Annotated in this window: 20 protein-coding genes and 2 pseudogenes; 13 read left to right on the top strand and 9 right to left on the bottom strand. The window is 58.2% G+C overall.

Going from position 1 to position 23,245, the window contains the following annotated elements:
- Window position 1 precedes the first annotated feature (1 nt).
- A complete protein-coding gene (locus tag LPQ25_RS03415; protein WP_004181330.1) occupies window positions 2-673 on the bottom strand; it encodes a DUF1190 family protein in 672 nt (223 codons plus the stop codon).
- A 167-nt stretch (window positions 674-840) separates the two neighbouring features.
- The gene (tolC, locus tag LPQ25_RS03420) at window positions 841-2,310 is read right to left on the bottom strand and encodes an outer membrane channel protein TolC (RefSeq protein WP_004150921.1); all 1,470 of its coding nucleotides are present in this window, start codon (window positions 2,308-2,310) and stop codon (window positions 841-843) included.
- 196 nt (window positions 2,311-2,506) lie between these two features.
- On the opposite strand from tolC, the gene nudF reads away from it, so the two are divergent.
- Genes nudF through parE form a run of 5 tightly spaced genes read left to right on the top strand, consistent with a single transcriptional unit; the run spans window position 2,507 to window position 6,911 of the window.
- The gene (gene nudF / locus LPQ25_RS03425; protein WP_014906915.1) at window positions 2,507-3,139 is read left to right on the top strand and encodes an ADP-ribose diphosphatase; all 633 of its coding nucleotides are present in this window, start codon (window positions 2,507-2,509) and stop codon (window positions 3,137-3,139) included.
- A complete protein-coding gene (locus LPQ25_RS03430; protein ID WP_002916847.1) occupies window positions 3,136-3,558 on the top strand; it encodes a DUF1249 family protein in 423 nt (140 codons plus the stop codon). Before nudF ends, LPQ25_RS03430 begins: the two co-directional genes overlap by 4 nt.
- 24 nt (window positions 3,559-3,582) lie before the next feature.
- Window positions 3,583-4,410: a 3',5'-cyclic-AMP phosphodiesterase gene (cpdA, locus tag LPQ25_RS03435; protein ID WP_002916846.1), complete on the top strand. Its 828-nt coding sequence runs from the start codon at window positions 3,583-3,585 to the stop codon at window positions 4,408-4,410.
- Window positions 4,410-4,985, top strand: a complete 576-nt coding sequence (yqiA, locus tag LPQ25_RS03440) for an esterase YqiA (RefSeq protein ID WP_002916845.1) — start codon at window positions 4,410-4,412, stop codon at window positions 4,983-4,985. The genes cpdA and yqiA overlap by 1 nt, the downstream gene beginning before the upstream one ends.
- A gap of 30 nt (window positions 4,986-5,015) precedes the next feature.
- On the top strand, window positions 5,016-6,911 hold the full coding sequence (parE, locus tag LPQ25_RS03445; protein WP_002916844.1) for a DNA topoisomerase IV subunit B: 1,896 nt from the start codon (window positions 5,016-5,018) through the stop codon (window positions 6,909-6,911).
- 73 nt (window positions 6,912-6,984) lie between these two features.
- Here parE and LPQ25_RS03450 read toward each other — a convergent pair whose 3' ends face one another.
- The 4 genes and pseudogenes from LPQ25_RS03450 to qseB form a co-directional block, all read right to left on the bottom strand.
- A complete protein-coding gene (locus LPQ25_RS03450; protein WP_002916842.1) occupies window positions 6,985-7,299 on the bottom strand; it encodes a putative quinol monooxygenase in 315 nt (104 codons plus the stop codon).
- Between the two features lie 81 nt (window positions 7,300-7,380).
- Window positions 7,381-7,961: pseudogene (locus LPQ25_RS03455) on the bottom strand (NAD(P)H-dependent oxidoreductase).
- 106 nt (window positions 7,962-8,067) lie between these two features.
- Complete coding sequence (qseC, locus tag LPQ25_RS03460) at window positions 8,068-9,417, bottom strand: quorum sensing histidine kinase QseC (protein ID WP_014906917.1); 1,350 nt, start codon at window positions 9,415-9,417, stop codon at window positions 8,068-8,070.
- Window positions 9,414-10,073, bottom strand: coding sequence for a quorum sensing response regulator transcription factor QseB (gene qseB / locus LPQ25_RS03465; RefSeq protein WP_002916836.1), 660 nt, complete (start codon window positions 10,071-10,073; stop codon window positions 9,414-9,416). The genes qseC and qseB overlap by 4 nt, the downstream gene beginning before the upstream one ends.
- Before the next feature lie 150 nt (window positions 10,074-10,223).
- On the opposite strand from qseB, the gene LPQ25_RS03470 reads away from it, so the two are divergent.
- From LPQ25_RS03470 to LPQ25_RS03500, 7 genes and pseudogenes are all read left to right on the top strand, one after another.
- Window positions 10,224-10,619 carry a YgiW/YdeI family stress tolerance OB fold protein gene (locus LPQ25_RS03470; protein ID WP_002916833.1) on the top strand — a complete coding sequence of 132 codons (396 nt, stop codon included), beginning with the start codon at window positions 10,224-10,226 and terminating at the stop codon, window positions 10,617-10,619.
- A 77-nt stretch (window positions 10,620-10,696) separates the two neighbouring features.
- Window positions 10,697-11,566: an AraC family transcriptional regulator gene (locus LPQ25_RS03475; protein ID WP_002916831.1), complete on the top strand. Its 870-nt coding sequence runs from the start codon at window positions 10,697-10,699 to the stop codon at window positions 11,564-11,566.
- Between the two features lie 121 nt (window positions 11,567-11,687).
- Window positions 11,688-13,946 (top strand): DNA topoisomerase IV subunit A, encoded by a 2,259-nt coding sequence (parC, locus tag LPQ25_RS03480; RefSeq protein ID WP_234599496.1) that lies wholly within the window; start codon window positions 11,688-11,690, stop codon window positions 13,944-13,946.
- 191 nt (window positions 13,947-14,137) lie between these two features.
- Window positions 14,138-14,875: a 1-acylglycerol-3-phosphate O-acyltransferase gene (gene plsC / locus LPQ25_RS03485; RefSeq protein ID WP_002916826.1), complete on the top strand. Its 738-nt coding sequence runs from the start codon at window positions 14,138-14,140 to the stop codon at window positions 14,873-14,875.
- A gap of 83 nt (window positions 14,876-14,958) precedes the next feature.
- Window positions 14,959-16,371, top strand: coding sequence for a cell division protein FtsP (ftsP, locus tag LPQ25_RS03490; protein ID WP_014906919.1), 1,413 nt, complete (start codon window positions 14,959-14,961; stop codon window positions 16,369-16,371).
- 33 nt (window positions 16,372-16,404) lie between these two features.
- Window positions 16,405-18,736 (top strand): annotated as a pseudogene (locus tag LPQ25_RS03495) (YgiQ family radical SAM protein).
- Window positions 18,736-19,263: a GNAT family N-acetyltransferase gene (locus LPQ25_RS03500; protein WP_004150920.1), complete on the top strand. Its 528-nt coding sequence runs from the start codon at window positions 18,736-18,738 to the stop codon at window positions 19,261-19,263. Before LPQ25_RS03495 ends, LPQ25_RS03500 begins: the two are co-directional and overlap by 1 nt.
- A gap of 35 nt (window positions 19,264-19,298) precedes the next feature.
- Here LPQ25_RS03500 and dkgA read toward each other — a convergent pair whose 3' ends face one another.
- Window positions 19,299-20,126, bottom strand: coding sequence for a 2,5-didehydrogluconate reductase DkgA (gene dkgA / locus LPQ25_RS03505; RefSeq protein ID WP_002916796.1), 828 nt, complete (start codon window positions 20,124-20,126; stop codon window positions 19,299-19,301).
- 145 nt (window positions 20,127-20,271) lie between these two features.
- Window positions 20,272-21,435, bottom strand: a complete 1,164-nt coding sequence (gene yqhD / locus LPQ25_RS03510; protein ID WP_004144551.1) for an alcohol dehydrogenase — start codon at window positions 21,433-21,435, stop codon at window positions 20,272-20,274.
- A gap of 196 nt (window positions 21,436-21,631) precedes the next feature.
- On the opposite strand from yqhD, the gene LPQ25_RS03515 reads away from it, so the two are divergent.
- A complete protein-coding gene (locus LPQ25_RS03515) occupies window positions 21,632-22,531 on the top strand; it encodes an AraC family transcriptional regulator (RefSeq protein WP_014906921.1) in 900 nt (299 codons plus the stop codon).
- A gap of 49 nt (window positions 22,532-22,580) precedes the next feature.
- Here LPQ25_RS03515 and yghB read toward each other — a convergent pair whose 3' ends face one another.
- Window positions 22,581-23,240 (bottom strand): DedA family general envelope maintenance protein YghB, encoded by a 660-nt coding sequence (gene yghB, locus LPQ25_RS03520; protein WP_002916791.1) that lies wholly within the window; start codon window positions 23,238-23,240, stop codon window positions 22,581-22,583.
- Between the last annotated feature and the right edge of the window lie 5 nt (window positions 23,241-23,245).

Here is a 23,245-nt window from a genome sequence, read left to right on the forward strand (position 1 = left end):
CTTAGCCGCCCATTGAGCGAGAAGAGGACGTTGAGCCTGCGGCGCTACGCTGCATGGTCGACTGTTTCGCTACCGACTCGCCAAAGCCGCCGCGGGTGACGGTGGTGGTGGTGGCTGGCTTCGGCGCCATCGCGGTTTTCGGCACATTTATGGTGCGGCCCGGCTGGGCGGCGCCATAGCTCTTGCCGCTGGCGTCAGTGTACTGACCGTAGGCCGGGCTGGCCGGATTTTTCGAGCTGAACAGCGGCTGCTGTTGCGCCATGCCGCCGCCCATCAGGCGGCCCATCATGTAGCCGGCCATCAGCGGCATCCAGAAGCTGCCGCTGCTTTGCGCCTGCGCCTGGTTTTCCGGGGCGACGCCCGCCTGGGCTGGCGTCTGCTGGCACTGGCCTTCGCCAAACTCGGCGACGCAGTCTTCGCGGGTGGCATACTTCGGCGCAGTGCGCTCTGCCTCTTTTACCGCGTTGGTGTAGGCCGTGGTGCATTCGGCTGCTTTGCCAGGGTTGGCGGCGGAGCAGTCATCGGCGTTCTGGTACAGCGACACCGTTTCGTCGCTTTTTTCACAACCGGCGAGCATAAAGACCGCGGTAACGGCCAGCGCGACCGGCGTCAGATGGCGTGCGCTCCAGCTTTTGCGGAACGACGAATGATTAATATTTTTTGTCCGTTTCATATTTGTCTTCCAGGACCCAGTGGTATGGCGTGTGTTAACGCTCAGGATAGAGGATGAGTGGTGGAAAATGAAGCGAAGAGGGGCGCTAAGCGGGGGATCTTTACGTTGCCTTACGTTTAACGTATCGCCTGTCCGACGGACAGGCGATGCGCATCACAGTATGAGAATTACTGACGGAACGGATTGCTGCCGCTGCTCTGGGTGGTCCGTGCAGACGCCGGCTTCACCGCCGCGGTAGTGTTGCCGTAGCCATCAGCGGTGGCATCCTGTTGCGGATTTTCCGGCGCGACGCTATCTGCGGAGGTGGAGATGGGTTTACCCAGCGTGTTGTTCAGGGCGACCAGATCCTGCTCGTTCAGGGTACCTAACGCCGACTTAATGTTCAGCTCGTTGATCAGGTAGTTGTAGCGCGCATTCGAAAGCTGCTGCTTAGCGTTATACAGCGTAGTGGTGGCGTCGAGGACGTCAACGATAGTACGTGTACCCACCGAGTAGCCTGCTTCCATGGCATCCAGGGAGCTTTGCGCAGAGACCACCGCCTGTTTGTAGGCGTTGATGCTGCTGATGGAGGCGTTCACGTTGTTAAACGATGAACGCACAGTCTGCACTACGCTGCGGTGGGCGCTTTCCAGCTGCTCGCTGGCGCCAACGAAGTTGTATTGCGCCTGTTTGACCTGCGAGGTCACCGCGCCGCCCTGATACAGTGGCAGAGAGAAGTTCAGGCCGATTTGGTTCTGCCCGTTATCACTGTCGTTGTAGGCGAGCGGGGTATTGGTTTTCGAACCGTTGTAACGCGTATTCGAGACCCCGGTAGAGGCGGAAAGGTTCAGGGTCGGCAAATGGCCGTCCTGCGCCTGACGAATCTGCTCGCGGGCCAGGTCCTGGCTCAGACGCGCCTGCAGCAACGACAGGTTGCGGTTCTCCGCTTCCTTCAGCAGGGCGTTGACCGCCTGCGGCTTGTTGGTTTTAAAGCCATTCACGTTCAGGGAGGCCAGCTCCGGATAGTAATTACCGGTGACCTGACGCAGTCCTTCGACGGCGTTGTCGAGATCGTTACGCGCGGTGACTTCGTTCGCCAGCACGGCATCGTATTGTGAACGGGCGTTCTGTACGTCGGTGATCGCCACCAGGCCTACGTTAAAGCGCTGCGTGGTTTGATCCAACTGGCGGTAAATGGCCTGTTTCTGCGCTTCGGTATAGGAGAGCGTGTCGATGGCGGCCAGCACTTTAAAATAGGCCGTCGCGGTATTCAGAATCAGTGTTTGCTGATCGGTCTGATACGTGACATCCTGAATCCCTGCCGTTTTTTCCTGCAGCGTCAGGGCGCGCCATTTCGACATATCAAACAGAACCTGCGTTAACTGCAGCGAACCGCTGGTGACGTTAGAGTTGACGCCGTTGCTGTCGCGATAGCCATTGGTATAGGTATAATCCGCTCCCAGCCCAAGCTGAGGCAGTAATGGACTGCGCGCTTCGTTGATCTTTTCGAACGCGGCGTCACGATCGGCTGCCGATTTACGCAGATCGGGGTTGCTGATGCGTGCCTGCTGGTAAACCTGAAGCAGGTTTTCCGCCTGGCTCATGGCGCTGAACCCGGTCAGGCTCAGGCCGATAAGAATGGGGAGCAATTTCTTCATTTGCATTCCTTGTTGTGAAGCATTTAGCGCTGGTCTAATTCTAAGAAAAATTCCGCTGATTGTATCGATTCTGCCGCCGTAAAAAGTTGGCGTTACGTGCCATCCGGCGGTAATTTGCACCAATCTAACATACGGACCGTAAAACGGTAGCCAAACGGTTTGGAAATCCCTAATTTCAGATTCGCAGGACATGACAATGAGCAAACCCACGCAGCAGGGAATTACCTTCTCCAAAAATGATGTAGAAATTATTGCACGCGAAACGCTATATCGTGGTTTTTTTTCGCTCGATTTATACCGTTTTCGCCACCGCCTGTTTAACGGCGGCATGAGTGGCGAAATCACCCGTGAAATTTTTGAGCGCGGGCACGCCGCCGTCTTGCTACCCTTTGACCCGGTGCGCGACGAAGTGGTGCTGGTCGAACAAATCCGTATCGCCGCCTATGATACCAGCGAGAGCCCGTGGCTGCTGGAGATGGTCGCCGGCATGATTGAAGCGGGTGAAACGGTGGAAGATGTTGCCCGTCGGGAAGCGCTGGAGGAGGCCGGGCTTGAAGTTAGGCGGACGAAACCAATATTAAGCTATCTGGCCAGTCCCGGCGGCACCAGCGAACGGTTATCGATCCTGGTGGGAGAAGTTGATGCATCGACGGCAAAAGGCATTCACGGCCTGGCCGAGGAAAACGAGGATATTCGGGTGCATGTGGTGAGTCGGGAGCAGGCTTACCAGTGGGTAGAAGAGGGGAAAATCGACAACGCAGCCTCTGTCATCGCCTTGCAATGGCTGCAATTGCATTATCACAATTTACGAAATGAGTGGACAAAATGAAGCGTTATACACCTGACTTCCCTGAGATGATGCGCCTGTGCGAGACCAACTTCGCGCAGTTGCGCCGCCTGTTGCCGCGAACGGATGCAGCGGGTGAGAAGGTAAGCTATCAGGTGGGAAGCGCGCAGTATCGGTTAACGATAGTTGAATCGACCCGCTACACTACTCTGGTGGCAATAGAGCAGACTCTGCCTGCAGTGAGCTACTGGAGCCTGCCATCGATGACCGTCCGCCTCTACCATGACGCCATGGTGGCCGAAGTGTGTTCGAGTCAGCAGATCTTTCGCTTCAAAGCGCGATATGATTATCCTAATAAAAAGTTGCATCAACGCGACGAAAAGCATCAAATTAACCAGTTTTTGGCCGACTGGCTGCGTTACTGTTTAGCACATGGAGCGATGGCGATTCCGGTTTGTTAGCGTCGTTAAACCTAAGGACACCATTTGGAAAGCCTGTTAAACCTACCTCTGGCTGGTGAGGCCAGAGTCAGGATATTACAAATTACTGATACTCACCTGTTTGCTGAAAAGCATGAAACGTTGTTAGGCATCAATACCTGGGATAGCTATCAGGCCGTACTGTCGGCCATTCATGCCTCACAGCGTCCATGCGATCTGATTGTCGCAACAGGCGATCTGGCGCAGGACCACTCCTCCGCGGCCTATCAGCATTTTGCTGAGGGCATCGCGAGTTTTGCTGCACCCTGCGTCTGGCTACCGGGCAACCATGATTTCCAGCCGGCGATGTACAGCACCCTGCAGGAGGCGGGCATTTCCCCTGCCAAGCGCGTGTTTCTCGGCGATCGCTGGCAGATCCTGCTGCTCGACAGCCAGGTGTTTGGCGTTCCCCATGGCGAGCTGAGCGACTTCCAGCTGGAGTGGCTCGAACATAAGCTGGCGGAGGCGCCGGAGCGCTATACCTTACTCCTGCTGCACCATCATCCGCTGCCGGCCGGCTGCAGCTGGCTGGATCAGCATAGTCTGCGCAATGCCGGCGCGCTGGACAGCGCGTTGAGCGCCTGGCCGCGGGTGAAGCATCTTTTGTGCGGCCATATTCATCAGGAACTGGATCTCGACTGGAATGGCCGGCGCATGATGGCGACGCCGTCGACCTGCGTCCAGTTTAAACCGCACTGTGCCAATTTCACTCTGGATACGGTGTCACCGGGCTGGCGCTGGCTGGAGCTTCACCCTGACGGGACGCTGACCACCGAAGTGTGCCGCCTGGAAGGCGCCGCGTTTCATCCGGATATTGCTTCAGAAGGCTACTGATGGCGACGCTCCTTTATCTGCACGGCTTTAACAGCTCTCCGCGCTCGGCGAAGGCGACGGCGTTAAAGACCTGGCTGGCGCAGCACTATCCTGAGATCACCATGGTGGTGCCGGAGTTGCCGCCTTACCCGGCGGAAACGGCGGAGCTGTTGGAGTCCATCGTGCTGGAGCACGGCGGCGAGCCGCTGGGGGTCGTAGGGTCGTCGCTGGGCGGCTACTACGCGACCTGGCTTTCGCAGTGCTTTATGCTGCCGGCGGTGGTGGTTAACCCGGCGGTGCGGCCGTTTGAACTACTAAACAATTTTCTCGGCCACAATGAGAATCCATACACCGGGCAGCAATATGTGCTAGAGTCTCGCCATATTTACGATCTCAAAGTCATGCAAATCGACCCGCTCGAAGCGCCGGATTTACTCTGGCTGCTGCAGCAGACCGGGGATGAAGTGCTTGATTACCGCCAGGCCGTTCATTACTACGCCTCTTGCCGGCAGACGGTAGAGGAGGGCGGTAATCACGCATTTGTCGGCTTTGACGATCATTTCACTCAGATTATCGAATTTCTCGGCCTGCGCTAAACGGCCCTGAACGACCTACGAATACACACCATGACGCAATCTTCATATAATGCTGATGCCATTGAGGTACTCACCGGGCTAGAGCCGGTGCGCCGCCGTCCGGGCATGTATACCGACACCACTCGTCCTAACCATCTTGGTCAGGAAGTTATTGATAACAGTGTGGATGAAGCGCTGGCAGGCCACGCCAAACGCGTGGAAGTTATCCTTCATGCCGACCAGTCCCTGGAGGTCATTGACGATGGTCGTGGGATGCCGGTCGACATCCACCCGGAAGAGGGCGTGCCAGCGGTTGAGCTGATCCTCTGCCGGCTGCATGCGGGCGGTAAGTTTTCCAATAAAAACTATCAGTTTTCCGGCGGCCTGCACGGGGTGGGGATCTCGGTAGTCAACGCCCTGTCAAAACGCGTGGAGGTCAACGTGCGTCGCGACGGTCAGGTCTACAGTATCGCCTTTGAAAATGGTGAAAAAGTGGAAGACCTGCACGTCACCGGCACCTGCGGCAAACGCAATACCGGGACCAGCGTCCATTTCTGGCCGGACGAAAGCTTCTTCGACAGCCCGCGCTTTTCCGTTTCACGTCTGACCCACCTGTTAAAAGCGAAAGCGGTGCTGTGCCCGGGCGTGGAAATTGTTTTCCGCGACCAGGTGAACAACAGCGAGCAGAGCTGGTGCTATGCCGATGGCCTGAACGATTACCTGAGCGAAGCGGTGAACGGCCTGCCGCTGCTGCCGGAAAAACCATTCGTCGGCGCCTTCTCCGGCGAGACGGAGGCGGTGGACTGGGCGCTGCTGTGGCTGCCGGAAGGCGGCGAACTGCTGACCGAGAGCTACGTGAACCTGATCCCGACTATGCAGGGCGGGACGCACGTTAACGGTCTGCGTCAGGGGCTGCTCGACGCGATGCGTGAGTTCTGCGAGTACCGTAATATCCTGCCGCGCGGCGTGAAGCTGTCAGCGGAAGATATCTGGGATCGCTGCGCGTACGTGCTGTCGGTGAAGATGCAGGATCCGCAGTTCGCCGGGCAAACCAAAGAGCGCCTGTCGTCGCGCCAGTGCGCGGCGTTCGTCTCCGGCGTGGTGAAGGACGCCTTCAGCCTGTGGCTGAATCAGAACGTGCAGGCCGCGGAGCTGCTGGCGGAGATGGCCATCTCCAGCGCCCAGCGCCGTCTGCGCGCCGCCAAAAAAGTGGTGCGCAAAAAGCTGACCAGCGGTCCGGCGCTGCCGGGTAAGCTGGCGGACTGTACCGCCCAGGATCTGAACCGTACCGAGCTGTTCCTCGTCGAAGGGGATTCGGCGGGCGGCTCAGCCAAGCAGGCGCGCGATCGCGAATATCAGGCGATCATGCCGCTGAAGGGCAAGATCCTTAATACCTGGGAAGTCTCTTCCGATGAAGTGTTAGCTTCGCAAGAAGTGCACGACATTTCGGTGGCGATTGGTATTGACCCGGATAGCGATGATTTAAGCCAGCTGCGCTACGGTAAAATTTGTATTCTGGCGGATGCGGACTCCGATGGTCTGCACATTGCCACCCTGCTGTGCGCGCTGTTCGTAAGACATTTCCGTACCCTCGTGAAAGAGGGGCACGTCTACGTGGCGCTGCCGCCGCTGTACCGTATCGACCTCGGCAAAGAAGTTTACTACGCGCTGACGGAAGAAGAAAAAACCGGCGTGCTGGAACAGCTAAAGCGCAAGAAGGGCAAGCCAAACGTCCAGCGCTTTAAAGGGCTCGGTGAGATGAACCCGATGCAGCTGCGCGAAACCACCCTTGACCCGAATACCCGCCGCCTGGTGCAGCTGGTGATAAGCGATGAGGACGAGCAACAGACCACGGCGATAATGGATATGCTGCTGGCCAAAAAGCGTTCGGAAGATCGTCGCAACTGGCTGCAGGAGAAGGGCGATATGGCGGATCTGGAAGTGTAAGACCGCACGCTGCGCCAGACGTAAAAGGGAGCCTCAGGCTCCCTTTTCTTATTCCGTTTCAGCGTCGGCGGGCTTAGACGCCGGCCTGCAGGATACGGATGCTGGTCTCCAGCACATCGCCTTTGACCGCTTCCGACCAGGCTTTCATGTGCGGGGTTTGCAGGTGTGCTTCAAGATGCGCGACGCTTTCCCACTGCTCGACCATGACGATAGAGTCGGGCGCTGTGGTCTGGAAGCTGACGCCGGCGGCATGATCCACCAGCGGGGCATAGCCGTGGCAGCCGGCCTCCTGCAAAACGGTCGGAATAATTTTCGCGAACTGATCGAGAACCGCCTGGCGGTGGTGCTGGCCCGGGCGGGTACGGATTTCTGCAATCACTGTTAACATGGTTAACTCAACTCCTTCTGTGTGGATCTTGTCATACTCCAGGTTCCAATAACTCGAAATATGTAGAGCATAGACCCCTAGTTAACCAAAAATTTCCGCCAGATGCTTGCGATATTCTGCGATATACCGTGGGACATCAGGCATTTTAATCACGTCGTTGGCGATAAAGGTCGGCAATGCCTCCATGCCGAGGAACTGATTGGCTTTATGGAACGGCAGGTAAACGCCGTCAACGCCGACGCCGTGGAAGAACTGGTCTTTGTCGGTGAAGGCTTCCATCGGCGCGTTCCAGGTCAGAGAAAGCATATATTTTTCCCCTGCACCAGGCCGCCGGAGCCATATTTTTTGCTGGCGTCGGAGCGGGTACGGCCATCGCTGGCGTACAGCGAGCCGTGGCCTTCGGTAAAGACGTCATCCATATATTTTTTCACCGTCCACGGAGCGCCCATCCACCAGCCCGGCATCTGCCAGATCACCACATCGGCCCACAGGAAATTCTGTACTTCTTCTTTTACGTCGTACTCGCTTTCGGCGCGAACGCTTTTAACATCGTGCCCGGCGTCGCGCAGATAACTCTCCGCGACCTCGGTCAGGGTGTCGTTCAGTTGACCATTAGAGTGCGCGAACTTTTTCGCCCCATTGATAATCAGGATGTTGCTCATTTTTTACCCTCATATATGAAAATTTGCCGACGATCTTACCCCGCGAAGCGGGGCAGTAAAATGAGCAAAATGTGCAAAGTCTTTTGCCAAATGAGCAATAATCTCGCTACCAGTACACGCGGGCCTCGAAGCCGCCGTCGCGCGCGTTGGCAAAATCAACCTGCATGCCGTGCAGCGAGGCGATGCGCCGGACGATCGACAAGCCCAGGCCGCTGCCCGGCGCCTCCTGCCCCGGCGGACGATAAAAACGCTCGCCAATGCGCGAGAGCGCCTGCGGGCTAATGCCTGGGCCGTTATCGCGCACCCGGAACTCGCGGGCGTTGAGCGTGATATCGACCTGGCTGCCGCGCGGGCTATAGCGTACGGCGTTATCCAGCAGATTACGCACCAGCATACTGAGCAGCAGCGGCTGGCCGGTGCGGACGATATGGCTGGCATTAAGATGCAGGCGCAGCTCAATCCCGGACTGCTGCGCCGGGTGATACATCTCCATCACTGCCGACTGCAGCAGATCGGCGATGGCGACCTGCTGCACATCATCCAGTTGGGCGAGCGAGTCCAGCCGCGACAGCGTCAGCAGCTGATCCACCAGTCGGGTGGCGCGATCGATCCCCTGGTGGAGCTGATCCAACGCTTTCTCACGCCCTTCGGGATCGTCCAGGGAGAGTTGGGCGACTTCGGTCTGCACCTTCAGCGCCGCCAGCGGGCTGCGTAGCTCATGGGCGGCATCAGAGGTAAACCGACGCTCGCGCAGCATGGCGTCGTGAGTGCGTCGGAACAGCTGATTCAGCGCTTCGACCAGCGGGCGAACTTCGGCGGGGATCTTCTCCACGCTGAGCGAATCCGCCGAGTCCGGCGCGCGCAGGCGCAGCGTGCGCGCCAGATTTTTCAATGGCGCCAGCTCGCGGCTTAACAGCACGATGAGCAGCACGAACATCAGCGGCAGGGCAACCATCCACGGGGTGAGCTGCGAGGTCACGATATCCATCGCCATTTCGCGCCGGTAATCCCACTCCTGGCCGACGGCGATGCGGTAGCGGCCGTCGGCGGTGGTTAACCACAGGAAACGCCACTCGTCATCGTCGTCACGCAGATAGCCATCGCTGAATCCCTCGCGCTGCGAATTCCACTGAATATCCTCTCCGTTCTCGCCGTCATTAAGCACCATTTTGCCGTCGCGGGTGAAGATGGCGAACGCCAGCGCGTCGTCGTCGATGTGCCCGTGGCGTACCTTTTTCTTTTCCCCGAGCAAGGCGGGCGGGGCGCGCAGTTCATCGAAATGCATGACGCTCAGGCGGCGAGCGAACAGCAGCTGCTGGGTATCGAACAGCTTATCCAGCTTTTTGCTGGTCTGCTGCCAGGCGATAACGCTGGCCATCCCCCAGGCGGCGGTGGTCAGTACGGCAAACAGCAGCGTCAGGCGCAGGCGCAGGCTCAGGCGGGCAAGTCGTTTCATGCGTCACCCAGGGTATAGCCGATGCCGTGGACGGTACGGATAAAGTCGCTGCCGAGCTTGCGGCGCAGATGATGGACGTGAACTTCCACGGCGTTGCTGGAGACCTCGTCGTCCCAGGTGTAGAGCTTTTCCTCGATAAGCTTACGCGGCAATACGCGCCCGGCGTTGCGCATAAGCAGTTCCAGCAGGGCGAACTCCTTCGGCTTCAGCGCCAGGCTTTCGCCGTCGAGGCTGGCGGTTAAGCGGTTCGGATCGAGGATCACCTTGCCGTGGCGCAGTTCGCTGCTGCTCTGGCCGTGCGCGCGGCGGATCAACGCTTCGAGGCGCGCTGCCACCTCAATCAGGGCGAAAGGTTTGCACAGGTAGTCATCGGCGCCCAGGCGCAGGCCCTCCACCCGCTGGCTGAGGGCATCGCGGGCGGTGAGGATCAACACCGGCTCATGGCGGCCTTTATCGCGCCATTCGCGCAGAATATCGAGGCCATCGATGCCGGGTAGGGTGAGGTCAAGGATTGCGGCGTCGTAGGGGGCGCTGTATAAGGCATTTTTGCCCTCCAGCCCGGCGGTAAACCAGTCAATGCTAAAGCCCATTTTGCTCAGCCCGGCTTTGATGCCGTCGCCGATAAGCTTGTCATCTTCCACCAGTAATATGCGCATGTTTCCCTCCGACGATCCCGTTTCTTTGCGCAGTAAACCGCGTTGAAGCGGGTGATGTACAGCATTAAAATTTCTTTTTTCCGCTTAAGAAGTCGTTAAGTTTTGTCGGGCGTAATAGGAGCCATACCAACACAAAAGGGAGAATATAAGATGAAAAAAATTGCTGCGATGACCGCGATTATTGCTTTGGTTTCCATGCCGGTACTGGCCGCCGGGCAGGGAGGATTCACCGGACCGTCTACTACCACTACCACCCAGGCTGGCGGCTTCACCGGGCCGAGCGGCGCGGTGACCACCGTGGCGAACGCCAAGTCGCTGCGTGATGACACCTGGGTGACCCTGCGCGGTAAAATCGTCGAGCGCATCTCTGATGACCTGTATAAATTCCAGGATGCTTCCGGGGTGATCAATGTCGATATCGACCACAAGCGCTGGAACGGCGTGACCGTCGGCCCGCAGGACACAGTAGAAATTCAGGGGGAAGTCGATAAGGACTGGAACTCGGTAGAAATCGACGTTAAACAGATCCGTAAAATCGCGCCATAAGTCTCCGTCGGATAAGCGCAAGATCGGTCAGGAATCGCGATCCTCGCTCTGTCAGAGTATGTCGCGAGGAGGAGACGATGAACGATATTAAGGCCAGCCCGGCGTATGTCGGGCGCTTCCAGCGCGTCTGTAGGTACATTGCGCGCCATCTTGATGAGCCGCTGTCGTTGGAGACGCTGAGCGCGATAGCGCACAGTTCGCCTTACCATTTTCACCGGCAATTTAGCGCTTATACCGGCATTCCATTGTACCGGTATATTCAGTGGTTGCGTCTGCGACGCGCCTGTTGGCGCCTGGCGTTCAACCCCCGCGATAAAGTCATCGATATTGCCCTTGATGCCGGATTTCAGAATGCGGAGTCGTTCAGTCGTGCCTTCCGTACCGCGTTTGACCAAAGCCCGACCCAATTCCGTCAACAACCGGACTGGGCCGAGTGGCATCGACGCGTACCGAAACATACGCTACAGGAGCAAACGTCGATGGACGTCAACATTATTTCGTGCCCCTCCACCCGGATAGCCGTACTGCAACATCGCGGTAGCCCGGACCTTGTCAACGCCACCGCCGCGCGTTTTATCGCCTGGCGTAAGACGAGCGGACTATCGCCCGTCGCCACCAGCGATACCTGGGGGATCGCCTGGGACGATCCGCAGACCACCCCGCAGGAGGCATTTCGTTTTGATATCTGCGGTACGGTCGATCGGCCGGTTGGTGAAAACGCCTTTGGCGTGATTAACGGCGAAATCCCCGGCGGACGCTGCGCCGTCGTGCGCCATCACGGCTCGCTGGACACGCTGGCGAACAGCGTTTGGTTTCTCTATCGCGACTGGTTACCCGCTTCAGGCGAGACGTTACGGGATTTTCCGGTGTACTTCCGTTACCTCAATTTTGTCCATGAGGTGGCTGAGCATGAACTGCAAACCGATATTTATCTGCCGCTGGCCTGATTAAGCGTGACGGAATCCTCAGCCGATCTCACGGCCTGTGACTCAGGGCGTGAGATCGGGTATTATCGCGGGTAGTTTTGCCGTCCGAACGGTCGGTACCCAGATTGAGGATCCACGATTAATGAGCGATATGGCAGAGCGCCTTGCGCTGCATGAATTTACGGAAAATGCTTACCTGAACTACTCCATGTACGTGATCATGGACAGGGCATTACCGTTTATTGGCGATGGCTTAAAACCGGTCCAGCGTCGCATCGTCTATGCGATGTCCGAGCTGGGGCTGAACGCCAGCGCGAAATTCAAAAAGTCCGCCCGCACCGTCGGCGACGTGTTGGGTAAATATCACCCGCACGGCGACAGCGCCTGCTATGAAGCGATGGTGCTGATGGCGCAGCCGTTCTCTTACCGCTATCCGCTGGTGGATGGTCAGGGAAACTGGGGGGCGCCGGACGATCCCAAATCTTTCGCCGCCATGCGTTACACCGAATCCCGCCTGTCGAAGTATGCCGAGCTGCTGCTCAGCGAGCTGGGGCAGGGGACGGTCGACTGGGTGCCAAACTTTGACGGCACGCTGCAGGAGCCGAAAATGCTGCCAGCGCGTTTGCCGAACATCCTGCTGAACGGCACCACCGGCATCGCGGTAGGCATGGCGACCGATATTCCTCCGCACAACCTGCGGGAAGTGGCCAAAGCGGCGATTACGCTGATTGAGCAGCCGAAAACCACCCTCGACGAACTGCTGGATATCGTACAGGGGCCGGATTTCCCGACCGAGGCGGAGATCATCACCTCGCGGGCGGAAATTCGCAAAATCTACCAGAACGGGCGCGGCTCAGTGCGCATGCGCGCGGTGTGGAGTAAAGAGGACGGCGCGGTGGTGATCAGTGCGCTGCCGCATCAGGTCTCTGGCGCCAAAGTGCTGGAGCAGATTGCGGCGCAGATGCGCAATAAAAAGCTGCCGATGGTTGACGATATGCGCGACGAATCGGACCACGAAAACCCGACCCGTCTGGTGATTGTCCCGCGCTCCAACCGGGTGGATATGGAACAGGTGATGAACCACCTGTTCGCCACCACCGATCTGGAGAAGAGCTACCGCATCAACCTCAATATGATCGGCCTTGACGGCCGCCCGGCGGTGAAAAACCTGCTGGAGATCCTCAGCGAGTGGCTGGTGTTCCGTCGCGATACCGTGCGTCGCCGTCTAAACCATCGGTTAGAGAAAGTGCTGAAGCGCCTGCATATCCTCGAAGGTTTGCTGGTGGCGTTTCTTAATATCGATGAAGTGATTGAGATCATCCGCACTGAAGATGAACCGAAGCCGCCCCTGATGTCGCGCTTTGGCATCAGCGAAACCCAGGCGGAAGCGATTCTGGAATTAAAACTGCGCCACCTCGCCAAACTGGAAGAGATGAAGATCCGCGGCGAGCAGAGCGAGCTGGAAAAAGAGCGCGACCAGCTGCAGGCGATTCTGGCGTCTGAACGTAAGATGAACAACCTGCTGAAAAAAGAGCTGCAGGCCGATGCCGATGCCTTCGGCGACGACCGTCGCTCGCCGCTTCACGAGCGTGAAGAAGCGAAAGCGATGAGCGAACATGACATGCTGCCGTCTGAGCCGGTGACTATCGTTCTGTCGCAGATGGGCTGGGTGCGCAGCGCCAAAGGACACGACATTGACGCCCAGGGCTTGAGCTATAAGGCGGGCGACAGCTGGAAAGCCTCGGCGAAGGGCAAGAGCAACCAGCCGGTGGTGTTTATCGATACCACCGGACGCAGCTATGCCATCGATCCGATTACTCTGCCTTCCGCACGTGGCCAGGGTGAACCGCTTACCGGCAAACTGACCCTGCCGCCGGGCGCGACCGTGGAGCATATGCTAATGGAAAGCGACGATCAGAAACTGCTGATGGCTTCCGACGCGGGCTACGGTTTCGTCTGTACCTTCAACGATCTGGTGGCGCGCAACCGTGCCGGTAAAGCGCTAATCACCCTGCCTGACAACGCGCACGTGATGCCGCCGCTGGTGATTGAGGATGAGTCCGATATGCTGCTGGCCATCACCGCCGCCGGGCGGATGCTGATGTTCCCGGTCAGCGATCTGCCGCAGCTGTCGAAAGGCAAGGGCAACAAAATTATCAGCATTCCGGCGGCGGAAGCCGCAGCCGGCCAGGACGGTCTGGCACATCTGTTTGTTCTGCCGCCGCAGAGTACGCTGACCATTCACGTCGGCAAACGGAAGATCAAACTGCGTCCGGAAGAGCTGCAAAAAGTCACCGGCGAGCGCGGCCGCCGCGGTTCGCTGATGCGCGGGCTGCAGAAAATTGACCGCGTGGAAATTGACTCGCCGCGTCGTGCCGCGGCAGGCGATAGCGAAGAGTAAGCGCGTCTCCTCCCGTCTTTGACGGGAGGAGACGAAAAAATGCCGCAAAATCGTTGTTTATTCAGGCGTTGCGATTAACAATGTCCATCATCAGGGACCCAGGAAGAACGGTCCCGGCCTGCGCAGAACTTGTGAGCCTGCCTTCTGCCAGCAGCGAATAATTCTAAGCGGTTTGGGTTTTAGAGGTAGCTATGCTATTCATTTTTCGAGTAATTTTCGTGGTCATTTATTGCATCGTAGTGTGCGTACTTGGCTGTCTGTACTGCTTGTTCAGCCCACGTAATCCAAAACACGTTGCCACTTTCGGCCATCTGTTTGGCCGTTTATCTCCGGTATTTGGCCTCAAGGTAGAGCTACGCAAACCCGCCGACGCGGAAAGCTATGGTAACGCGATCTACATCGCTAACCACCAGAACAACTATGATATGGTGACGGCGTCGAATATCGTGCAGGCTCCGACGGTCACCGTAGGTAAAAAGAGCCTGCTGTGGATCCCGTTCTTTGGCCAACTGTACTGGCTGACGGGCAATTTGCTGATTGACCGTAATAACCGAACCAAAGCGCACGGCACTATTGCCGAAGTCGTCAACGCTTTTAAAAAGCGTAAAATTTCGTTCTGGATGTTCCCGGAAGGGACCCGTAGCCGCGGCCGCGGCCTGCTGCCGTTTAAAACCGGGGCTTTTCACGCGGCTATTGCCGCTGGGGTGCCGATTATTCCGGTGTGTGTCTCGAATACATCGAATAAAATAAAGCTCAATCGCTGGAACAACGGTCTGGTGATTGTGGAAATGCTGCCGCCGGTAGATACCACGCAGTTTGGTAAAGACAACGTGCGCGCGCTGGCGACGCATTGCCGCGAGCTGATGGCCGCCAAAATCGCTGATCTGGACAACGAAGTGGCCGAGCGCGAAGCGGCTGGAAAGCAATAAGACAGGAAACGCCGCCAACGCGCGCGTATTGCTGGCGGGAAACGAATTCCCTTTTTCATTTGTCAGTATGTCATGGAGTTAATATGTCACTCAGTCGGCGTCAGTTTATTAAGGCTTCCGGCGTAGCGCTGTGCGCTGGCGCCGCGCCGCTGAAGGCCCATGCCGCCGGCCAGCAGCCTGCGCTGCCGGTTCCGCCGCTGCTGGAATCTCGTCGCGGCCAGCCGCTGTTTCTGACGCTGCAGCGTTCCCACTGGTCGTTTACCCCCGGCACCCGCGCCCCCGTCTGGGGGATCAATGGCCGCTATATGGGGCCGACGATCCGCGTCTGGAACGGAGACGACGTCAAGCTTATCTACAGCAACCGCCTGACGGAGAACGTGGCGATGACCATCCGCGGTCTGCAGGTGCCTGGCCCGCTGATTGGCGGCGCGGCGCGCATGATGTCGCCGAACGCCGACTGGGCGCCGGTGCTGCCTATCCGCCAGAGCGCGGCGACGCTGTGGTATCAGGCCAACACGCCGAACCGGATGGCGAAACAGGTTTACAACGGTCTGGCGGGCATGTGGCTGGTGGAAGACGAGGTCAGCAAGAACCTGCCGATCCCTAACCACTATGGCGTCGATGACTTCCCGGTGATTATTCAGGATAAACGGCTGGATAACTTCGGCACGCCGGAATATAGCGAACCGGGCAGCGGCGGCTTTGTGGGCGACACGCTGCTGGTTAACGGCGTGCAGAGCCCGTATGTTGAAGTGTCGCGCGGCTGGGTGCGCCTGCGCCTGCTGAACGCTTCCAACTCCCGGCGCTATCAGCTGCAGATGAGCGATGGCCGACTGCTGCATGTGATTTCCGGCGATCAGGGATTCCTGCCGGCGCCGGTTTCGCTCAAGCAGCTATCGCTGGCCCCGGGGGAGCGGCGTGAAATTCTGGTCGATATGACTAACGGCGATGAAGTATCCATTACCTGCGGCGAAGCGGCGAGCATCGTCGACCGTATCCGCGGTTTTTTTGAACCGTCAAGCATCCTGGTCTCCACGCTGGTGCTGACGCTGCGTCCGACCGGGCTGCTGCCGCTGGTGACCGACAGTCTGCCGGTGCGCCTGCTGCCGACCGAGCTGCTCTCCGGTACGCCGATCCGCAGCCGGGATATCACCCTTGGCGACGATCCGGGCATCAACGGCCAGCTGTGGGATCCGCAGCGTATCGATATCACGGCGCAGCAGGGGACCTGGGAGCGCTGGACGGTGCGCGCCGACCGCCCGCAGTCGTTCCATATTGAAGGGGTGATGTTCCAGCTCCGTAATGTCAACGGCTCGTCTCCTTTCCCGGAAGATCGCGGCTGGAAGGACACCGTGTGGGTCGACGGGCAGGTTGAGCTGCTGGTCTATTACGCCCAGCCGTCGTGGCCGCACTTCCCGTTCCAGTATCTGAGCCAGACGCTGGAGCTTGCCGATCGCGGCTCGATCGGCCAGATGTTGGTGAATCCCGCGCCGTAATCTCTTTGACCCTGGCCGGCGCACGGTCAGGGTTTGAGAAAATCCTCCTTCATTTCCACTATCATTCCGGCTTATAATCCACGCCCTTTTGGTTATTTTTTTATCATTTTCCCCGGAAACAATATGAGCGCAATATCCCTGATCCAACCGGATCGTGACCTTTTTTCCTGGCCGCAATACTGGGCTGCCTGTTTTGGCCCTGCGCCCTTTTTACCGATGTCGCGTGAAGAGATGGATCAACTTGGCTGGGATAGCTGCGACATTATTCTGGTCACCGGCGACGCCTATGTCGACCACCCGAGCTTCGGGATGGCTATCTGCGGCCGCATGCTGGAAGCGCAGGGTTTCCGGGTAGGGATCATCTCCCAGCCGGACTGGAACAGCAAAGACGACTTTATGCGTCTGGGCAAACCGAACCTGTTCTTCGGCGTGACCGCCGGCAACATGGACTCAATGATCAACCGTTACACCGCCGACCGTAAACTACGTCATGACGATGCCTATACGGCGGGTAACGTGGCGGGCAAACGTCCGGACCGCGCTACCCTCGTCTACACCCAGCGCTGTAAAGAGGCGTGGAAAGATGTGCCGGTGATCCTCGGCGGCATCGAAGCCAGCCTGCGTCGTACCGCCCACTATGATTACTGGTCCGACACCGTGCGCCGCTCGGTGCTGGTGGACTCCAAGGCCGATATGCTGATGTTCGGCAACGGCGAGCGTCCGCTGGTGGAAGTGGCTCATCGCCTGGCGATGGGCGAAACCATCGACCAGATCCGCGATGTGCGCAATACCGCCATCATGGTGAAAGAGGCGCTGCCGGGCTGGAGCGGCGTGGACTCCACCCGTCTGGATACGCCCGGTAAAATTGACCCCATCCCGCATCCGTACGGTGAAGATCTGCCGTGCGCCGATAACAAACCGGTCGCGCCGAAAAAACAGGAAGCGAAAAGCATTACTGTGCAACCGCCGCGGCCCAAACCGTGGGAAAAAACCTATGTGCTGCTGCCTTCCTTCGAGAAGGTGAAAGGCGATAAGGTCCTGTACGCTCACGCCTCGCGCATTTTGCACCACGAAACCAACCCCGGCTGCGCCCGGGCGCTGATGCAAAAGCACGGCGAGCGCTACATCTGGATCAACCCGCCGGCAATCCCGCTCTCCACCGAAGAGATGGACAGCGTCTTCGCGCTGCCGTACAAGCGGGTGCCGCATCCTTCCTATGGCGATGCGCGTATTCCGGCGTATGAGATGATCCGCTTCTCAATCAACATCATGCGCGGCTGCTTCGGCGGCTGTTCGTTCTGCTCGATCACCGAGCACGAAGGACGCATAATCCAGAGCCGTTCTGAGGATTCGATCATTAATGAGATCGAAGCCATTCGCGACACCGTGCCCGGCTTTACCGGGGTGATCTCCGATCTCGGCGGGCCAACGGCCAACATGTATATGCTGCGCTGTAAATCGCCGCGCGCTGAGCAGACCTGCCGCCGTCTCTCCTGCGTCTATCCGGATATTTGCCCGCACATGGATACCAACCATGAGCCGACGATCAATCTTTATCGCCGCGCTCGCGAGCTGAAGGGCATCAAGAAGATCCTTATCGCCTCCGGGGTACGCTATGACATCGCGGTCGAAGATCCGCGCTATATCAAAGAGCTGGCGACCCACCACGTCGGCGGCTATCTGAAGATCGCCCCGGAGCATACCGAAGAGGGACCGCTGTCGAAGATGATGAAGCCGGGAATGGGCAGCTACGACCGCTTTAAAGAGCTGTTCGACACCTATTCGAAGCAGGCGGGTAAAGAGCAGTATCTGATCCCGTACTTTATCTCCGCTCATCCGGGGACCCGTGATGAAGATATGGTGAACCTGGCGCTGTGGCTGAAGAAGCATCGCTTCCGCCTCGACCAGGTGCAGAACTTCTATCCGTCGCCGCTGGCGAACTCGACCACCATGTATTACACCGGCAAGAACCCGCTGGGTAAAATTGGTTATAAGAGCGAAGAGGTGGTGGTGCCGAAGGGCGATAAACAGCGCCGTCTGCACAAAGCGCTGCTCCGCTACCACGATCCGGCAAACTGGCCGCTGATCCGTCAGGCGCTGGAGGCGATGGGCAAGAAGCACCTGATTGGCTCCCGTCGCGACTGCCTGGTGCCAGCGCCAACCCTGGACGAAATGCGTGAAGCGCGTCGCCAGAACCGCCATACTCGTCCGGCGCTGACCAAGCACACGCCGATCGCCCATCAGCGCCAGACGCCTGCCGCTGCGGGCGCGAAAAAACGCGTTAAGCCGAAGGCCGTATCACGCTAAGCGGCTGGCCCGGCGGGATCGCTCGCCGGGAACATCTGTGAAAAAAGGAGAGAGGTGATGACGCCGGTCATCCTGTCGCGACAACAACTGGACCAGCTCTGGGAGATAGACCGCAGCGAAATTATCGATACGCTCTACCGTCTCGATAACGGTCAGCTGCGGGCTTATCGGGAATATTATGACGTGCGTGGCTGGGACCCTCACGATCGTCAGGTTTATACTCCGATTCACGAGGCCTGTTACGATCGCGGCGGTATTTTTTTCGCCTTTTTTGACGATGAGCAGATGATTGCCGCAGCGGCGCTGGATACGCTGCCTCGCGGCATGAATGGCGAGCTGCGCCAGCTATTATTCTTTTATGTCGGGGCGGGAAAGCGCGGCCAGGGCTGGGGGCGGCGACTGTTTCAGTATGCCCTGCACCAGCTGCCAGAAATGGGGGCGTCCGGCCTCTATATCTCGTCGATCCCCAACAAAAACACCGTCGATTTTTATCTGGCTCAGGGATGTCGCTTAGCGGATAAGCCCGACCCGGCGCTGTTTGCGCTGGAGCCAGAGGATATTCATCTGGTCTGCCATCGCCTTTAACGCCGAGGCGCTAAAGGCGATGGCAAGAGAGAGCATTATCCGCCGAACTGATCCGGGTCAGGACCGAGACGTTTACCCTGGTCCAGCTTCGCGATCGCTCCCAGCTCATCTTTGTCGAGACGGAAGTCCCAAACGTCAAAGTTTTCCGCGATACGCGACGGCGTGACGGATTTCGGGATCACCACCAGACCGCTATCAAGATGCCAGCGGATGACGATTTGCGCCGGCGTTTTGCCGTACTTATCGGCGAGCTGGTGGATGACTTTTTGATCGAAGACGCCTTCGCCGCCCTGGGCCAGCGGGCTCCAGGATTCGGTCTGGATCTTGTGGGTGGCGTTCCACGCGTGCAGCTGACGCTGCTGCATAAGTGGATGGAGTTCTATCTGATTGATCACCGGGGCGACGCCGGTTTCATCAATCAGCTTCTGCAGATGCGGTACCTGGAAATTACACACGCCAATGCTTTTGGTCAGCCCCTGCTGCTGCAGCTCGATCAGCGCCTGCCAGGCCTCGACGTAATGGCCGATAGCCGGTACCGGCCAGTGGATTAAATAGAGATCCACATAGTCCAGCTTCAGTTTGCTGAGGCTCTCTTTCAGCGCCTCGTGCGGCCGTTTTTGATCGTCGTTCCACAGCTTGGTGGTGATGAAGAGCTCATCGCGGTTGACGCCAGCGCTGTGCAGCGCATTGCCGACGCCGGTCTCATTTTGGTACGCGGCGGCGGTGTCAAAAGAGCGATAACCGACTTCCAGCGCCTTATGAATGGCGGAGACGACTTCCTCGTTGCCAGCTTTCCACACGCCGAGACCCAGCTGCGGCATCAGGTTGCCGTCGTGCAGTTTTATAACGGTTGGATGTGTCATGCCTTCCTCCTGTTAATGAACTCGGCGAAGCAGGATCCGCCGAGGGGTAGCATTAAGTCTGGACGAAATAGCTAAAAACGGTAGTAAAAACACCTCTCCCCGGCGTTTGTTTAACGTAAGGAGAGGTGAATCAGGCGGGGAGCGCTTAGCGTGCAGCCTCGTAAATACGGCGGCTGACGTCCAGGGTGATATCCTGATGTTCGCCAAGTTTAGTCATGCCGTGCTCTTCCAGTTTCGCCAGCAGCGCCGGGATGGAGCTACCGTCGAGACCGTAATCGGAAAGGCGGGTCGGCACGCCCATCTGCTCGAAGAACTGACGCGTTGCGGCGATGGCGGCATCGATACGTTGGTCGTCAGAGCCTTCGGTAATATTCCACACGCGCTCGGCATACTGCAGCAGCTTCTCGCGCTTGGCATCGCGTTTCTCATTCCACAGCGCCGGCAGCACGATAGCCAGCGTCTGGGCGTGATCCAGGCCGTGCATCGCCGTCAGCTCGTGGCCGAGCATATGCGTCGCCCAGTCCTGTGGCACGCCTGCGCCGATCAGGCCGTTCAGCGCCTGCGTCGCCGCCCACATAATATTGGCGCGCACGTTATAGTTCTCCGGTTCCTGCAGGGCTTTCGGGCCATCCTCGATCAGGGTCAGGAGAATGCCTTCGGCGAAGCGGTCCTGGATTTTGCCGTCTACCGGGTAGGTCACGTACTGCTCGACGGTATGGACGAAGGCGTCAACCACGCCGTTCGCGACCTGGCGCGGCGGCAGGGTGTAGGTATAAACCGGATCGAGGATCGCGAACTGCGGCTGGACGTGCGAAGACATAAACGCGCGTTTGTCGCCGGTGGTTTTCCGCGATATGACCGCGCCTTTGTTGGATTCAGAACCAGTCGCCGGCAGAGTCAGTACCGAGCCCATTGGAATGGCGCTGGCAATTTTGCTGCCATAGGTTTCCAGAATTTCCCACGGATCGATATCCGCGTCGTAGTGGGCTGCTGCAGCGATAAACTTGGTGCCATCCAGCACCGAACCGCCGCCGACCGCCAGCAGGAAGGTCACTTTCTCTTCCCGGGCGAGTTTCACCGCATTCATCAGGGTTTCGTAAGACGGGTTCGGCTCGATGCCGCCAAATTCAAGGACATCCAGGCCATTCAGAGCGGTGAGGACCTGATCCAGGACGCCTGTTTTTTTGACGCTGCCGCCGCCGTAGGTGATCAGTACGCGGGCTTCCGCCGGGATCTGTTCACGCAGCTTTTCAATCGCGCCTTTGCCAAACAGAATGCGGGTTGGGGTATGCAGGTCGAAATTATTCATTGCTTAAGTCCTCCAAAGAGTAAAACCGTCGACAGGGATGATACCGCTGCCCGATGAAGGTTATTGTGGTCCTGGCGCCGTTGACCCTCAATGCACATTCCTGCCGATGTCTTGCCTATTTCTCCATATGGCTGGAGAATTTGTAGCGGCCTGCGCACAATGTACAGGTGAAGAAACATCGGGAGAGACGGTGGCAATGCAACACGCAGAGATATGTCGGACATTAACGCAGAAGATTAACCTGCTGAAAGATAAGCACGAAATGTTAAGTTCGTTGCTGCCTGACGTCCGTTTGCTGTACGGAACGCAACCGGGGCCCCGGACGCCGGTGATGTATCAGCCGGGGATCGTTTTTCTCTTTTCGGGCCATAAAATTGGTTATATCAATGAGCGGACTTTTCGCTACGATACAAACGAATATTTACTGCTGACCGTGCCGCTACCTTTCGAGTGCGAAACCTTTGCTACCCCGGAGGTGCCCCTCGCCGGGATGCGCCTGAACGTCGATATCCTGCAACTGCAAGAGCTGCTGATGGATATTGGCGAAGATCCGCTGTTTCAGCCCGCGGTCGCCTCCAGCGGGATAAACTCCGCGGTACTCTCGGAGGATATTCTGTGCGCTGCCGAACGGCTGCTTGACGTGATGGAGCGGCCGCTGGACGCACGGATCCTTGGCAAGCAAATCGTCCGCGAAATTCTGTATTATGTGCTGACGGGGCCCTGCGGCGGCGCGCTGTTGGCGCTGGTCAGCCGGCAGACCCACTTCAGCCTGATAAGTCGCGTGCTCAAGCATATCGAAAGCCAGTACACCGAAAACCTCAGCGTCGATCGGCTGGCGGCGGAAGCGAATATGAGTGTGTCAGCGTTTCACCATAATTTTAAAGCGGTGACCAGCACTTCTCCTTTGCAGTATCTGAAAAACTACCGTTTGCATAAAGCACGAATGCTGATGATCCATGACGGCATGAAGGCCAGCGCGGCGGCGATGCGCGTGGGATATGAAAGCCCTTCGCAGTTCAGCCGCGAGTTTAAGCGCTACTTCGGTTTGACGCCGGGAGAAGACGCCGCGCGTATTCGCACGATGCAGGGGATGTAATACCGGGAAAGGGCGGCCGGGCGGGCGCAGGCCCCCCGGCAGGTAAGCGTCAGGCGCTGCAATATTTCTTTTTAATGACCACGAACAGCGTGCCGAGCAGGCCAGCCAGCAGCAGGGCAATCGGCAGGATCATCAGACAGGTCATCACCTGATCTTCATGGCGCTTCACAAACGGGATCATGCTCAGCGCATAGCCAAGACCCGTCACCACACAGACCCACAGCAGGGCGCTCAGCCAGTTGAAGAACTGGAAGCGGCGGTTCGGCAGGCCAGAAATCCCGGCCATGGTTGGCAGCAGGGTGCGGACAAACGCCAGAAAACGGCCCGCGAGCAGCGCCAGCAGGCCGTGGCGGTCAAACATGCAGGTGGCGCGCTGATGGTACTTATGCGGCAGATGCGCCAGCCAGCCTTTCACCGTTTGCGTATTGCCCAGCCAGCGCCCTTGCACATAGCTCAGCCAGCAGCCGAGGCTGGCGGCGGCGGTCAGAATGGCGATAGTGGGCACAAAGTCCATGACGCCTTTAGCAATCAGCGCGCCGGCGAGCAGCAGCAGGCTGTCTCCCGGTAAAAAGGAGGCGGGCAGCAGCCCGTTTTCCAGAAACAGGGTCGCGAACATAACCAGATATACAACGCCCACAACGTGAGGGTTCGCCAATGCGGCAAAATCATGTTGCCACAGCGCGGCGACAATCTCTTGAATGACAACCATGGACT

The sequence above is a fragment of the Klebsiella sp. KPN54798 genome (assembly GCF_021184225.1).
GTDB classification, from domain to species: Bacteria; Pseudomonadota; Gammaproteobacteria; order Enterobacterales; family Enterobacteriaceae; genus Klebsiella; species Klebsiella pneumoniae.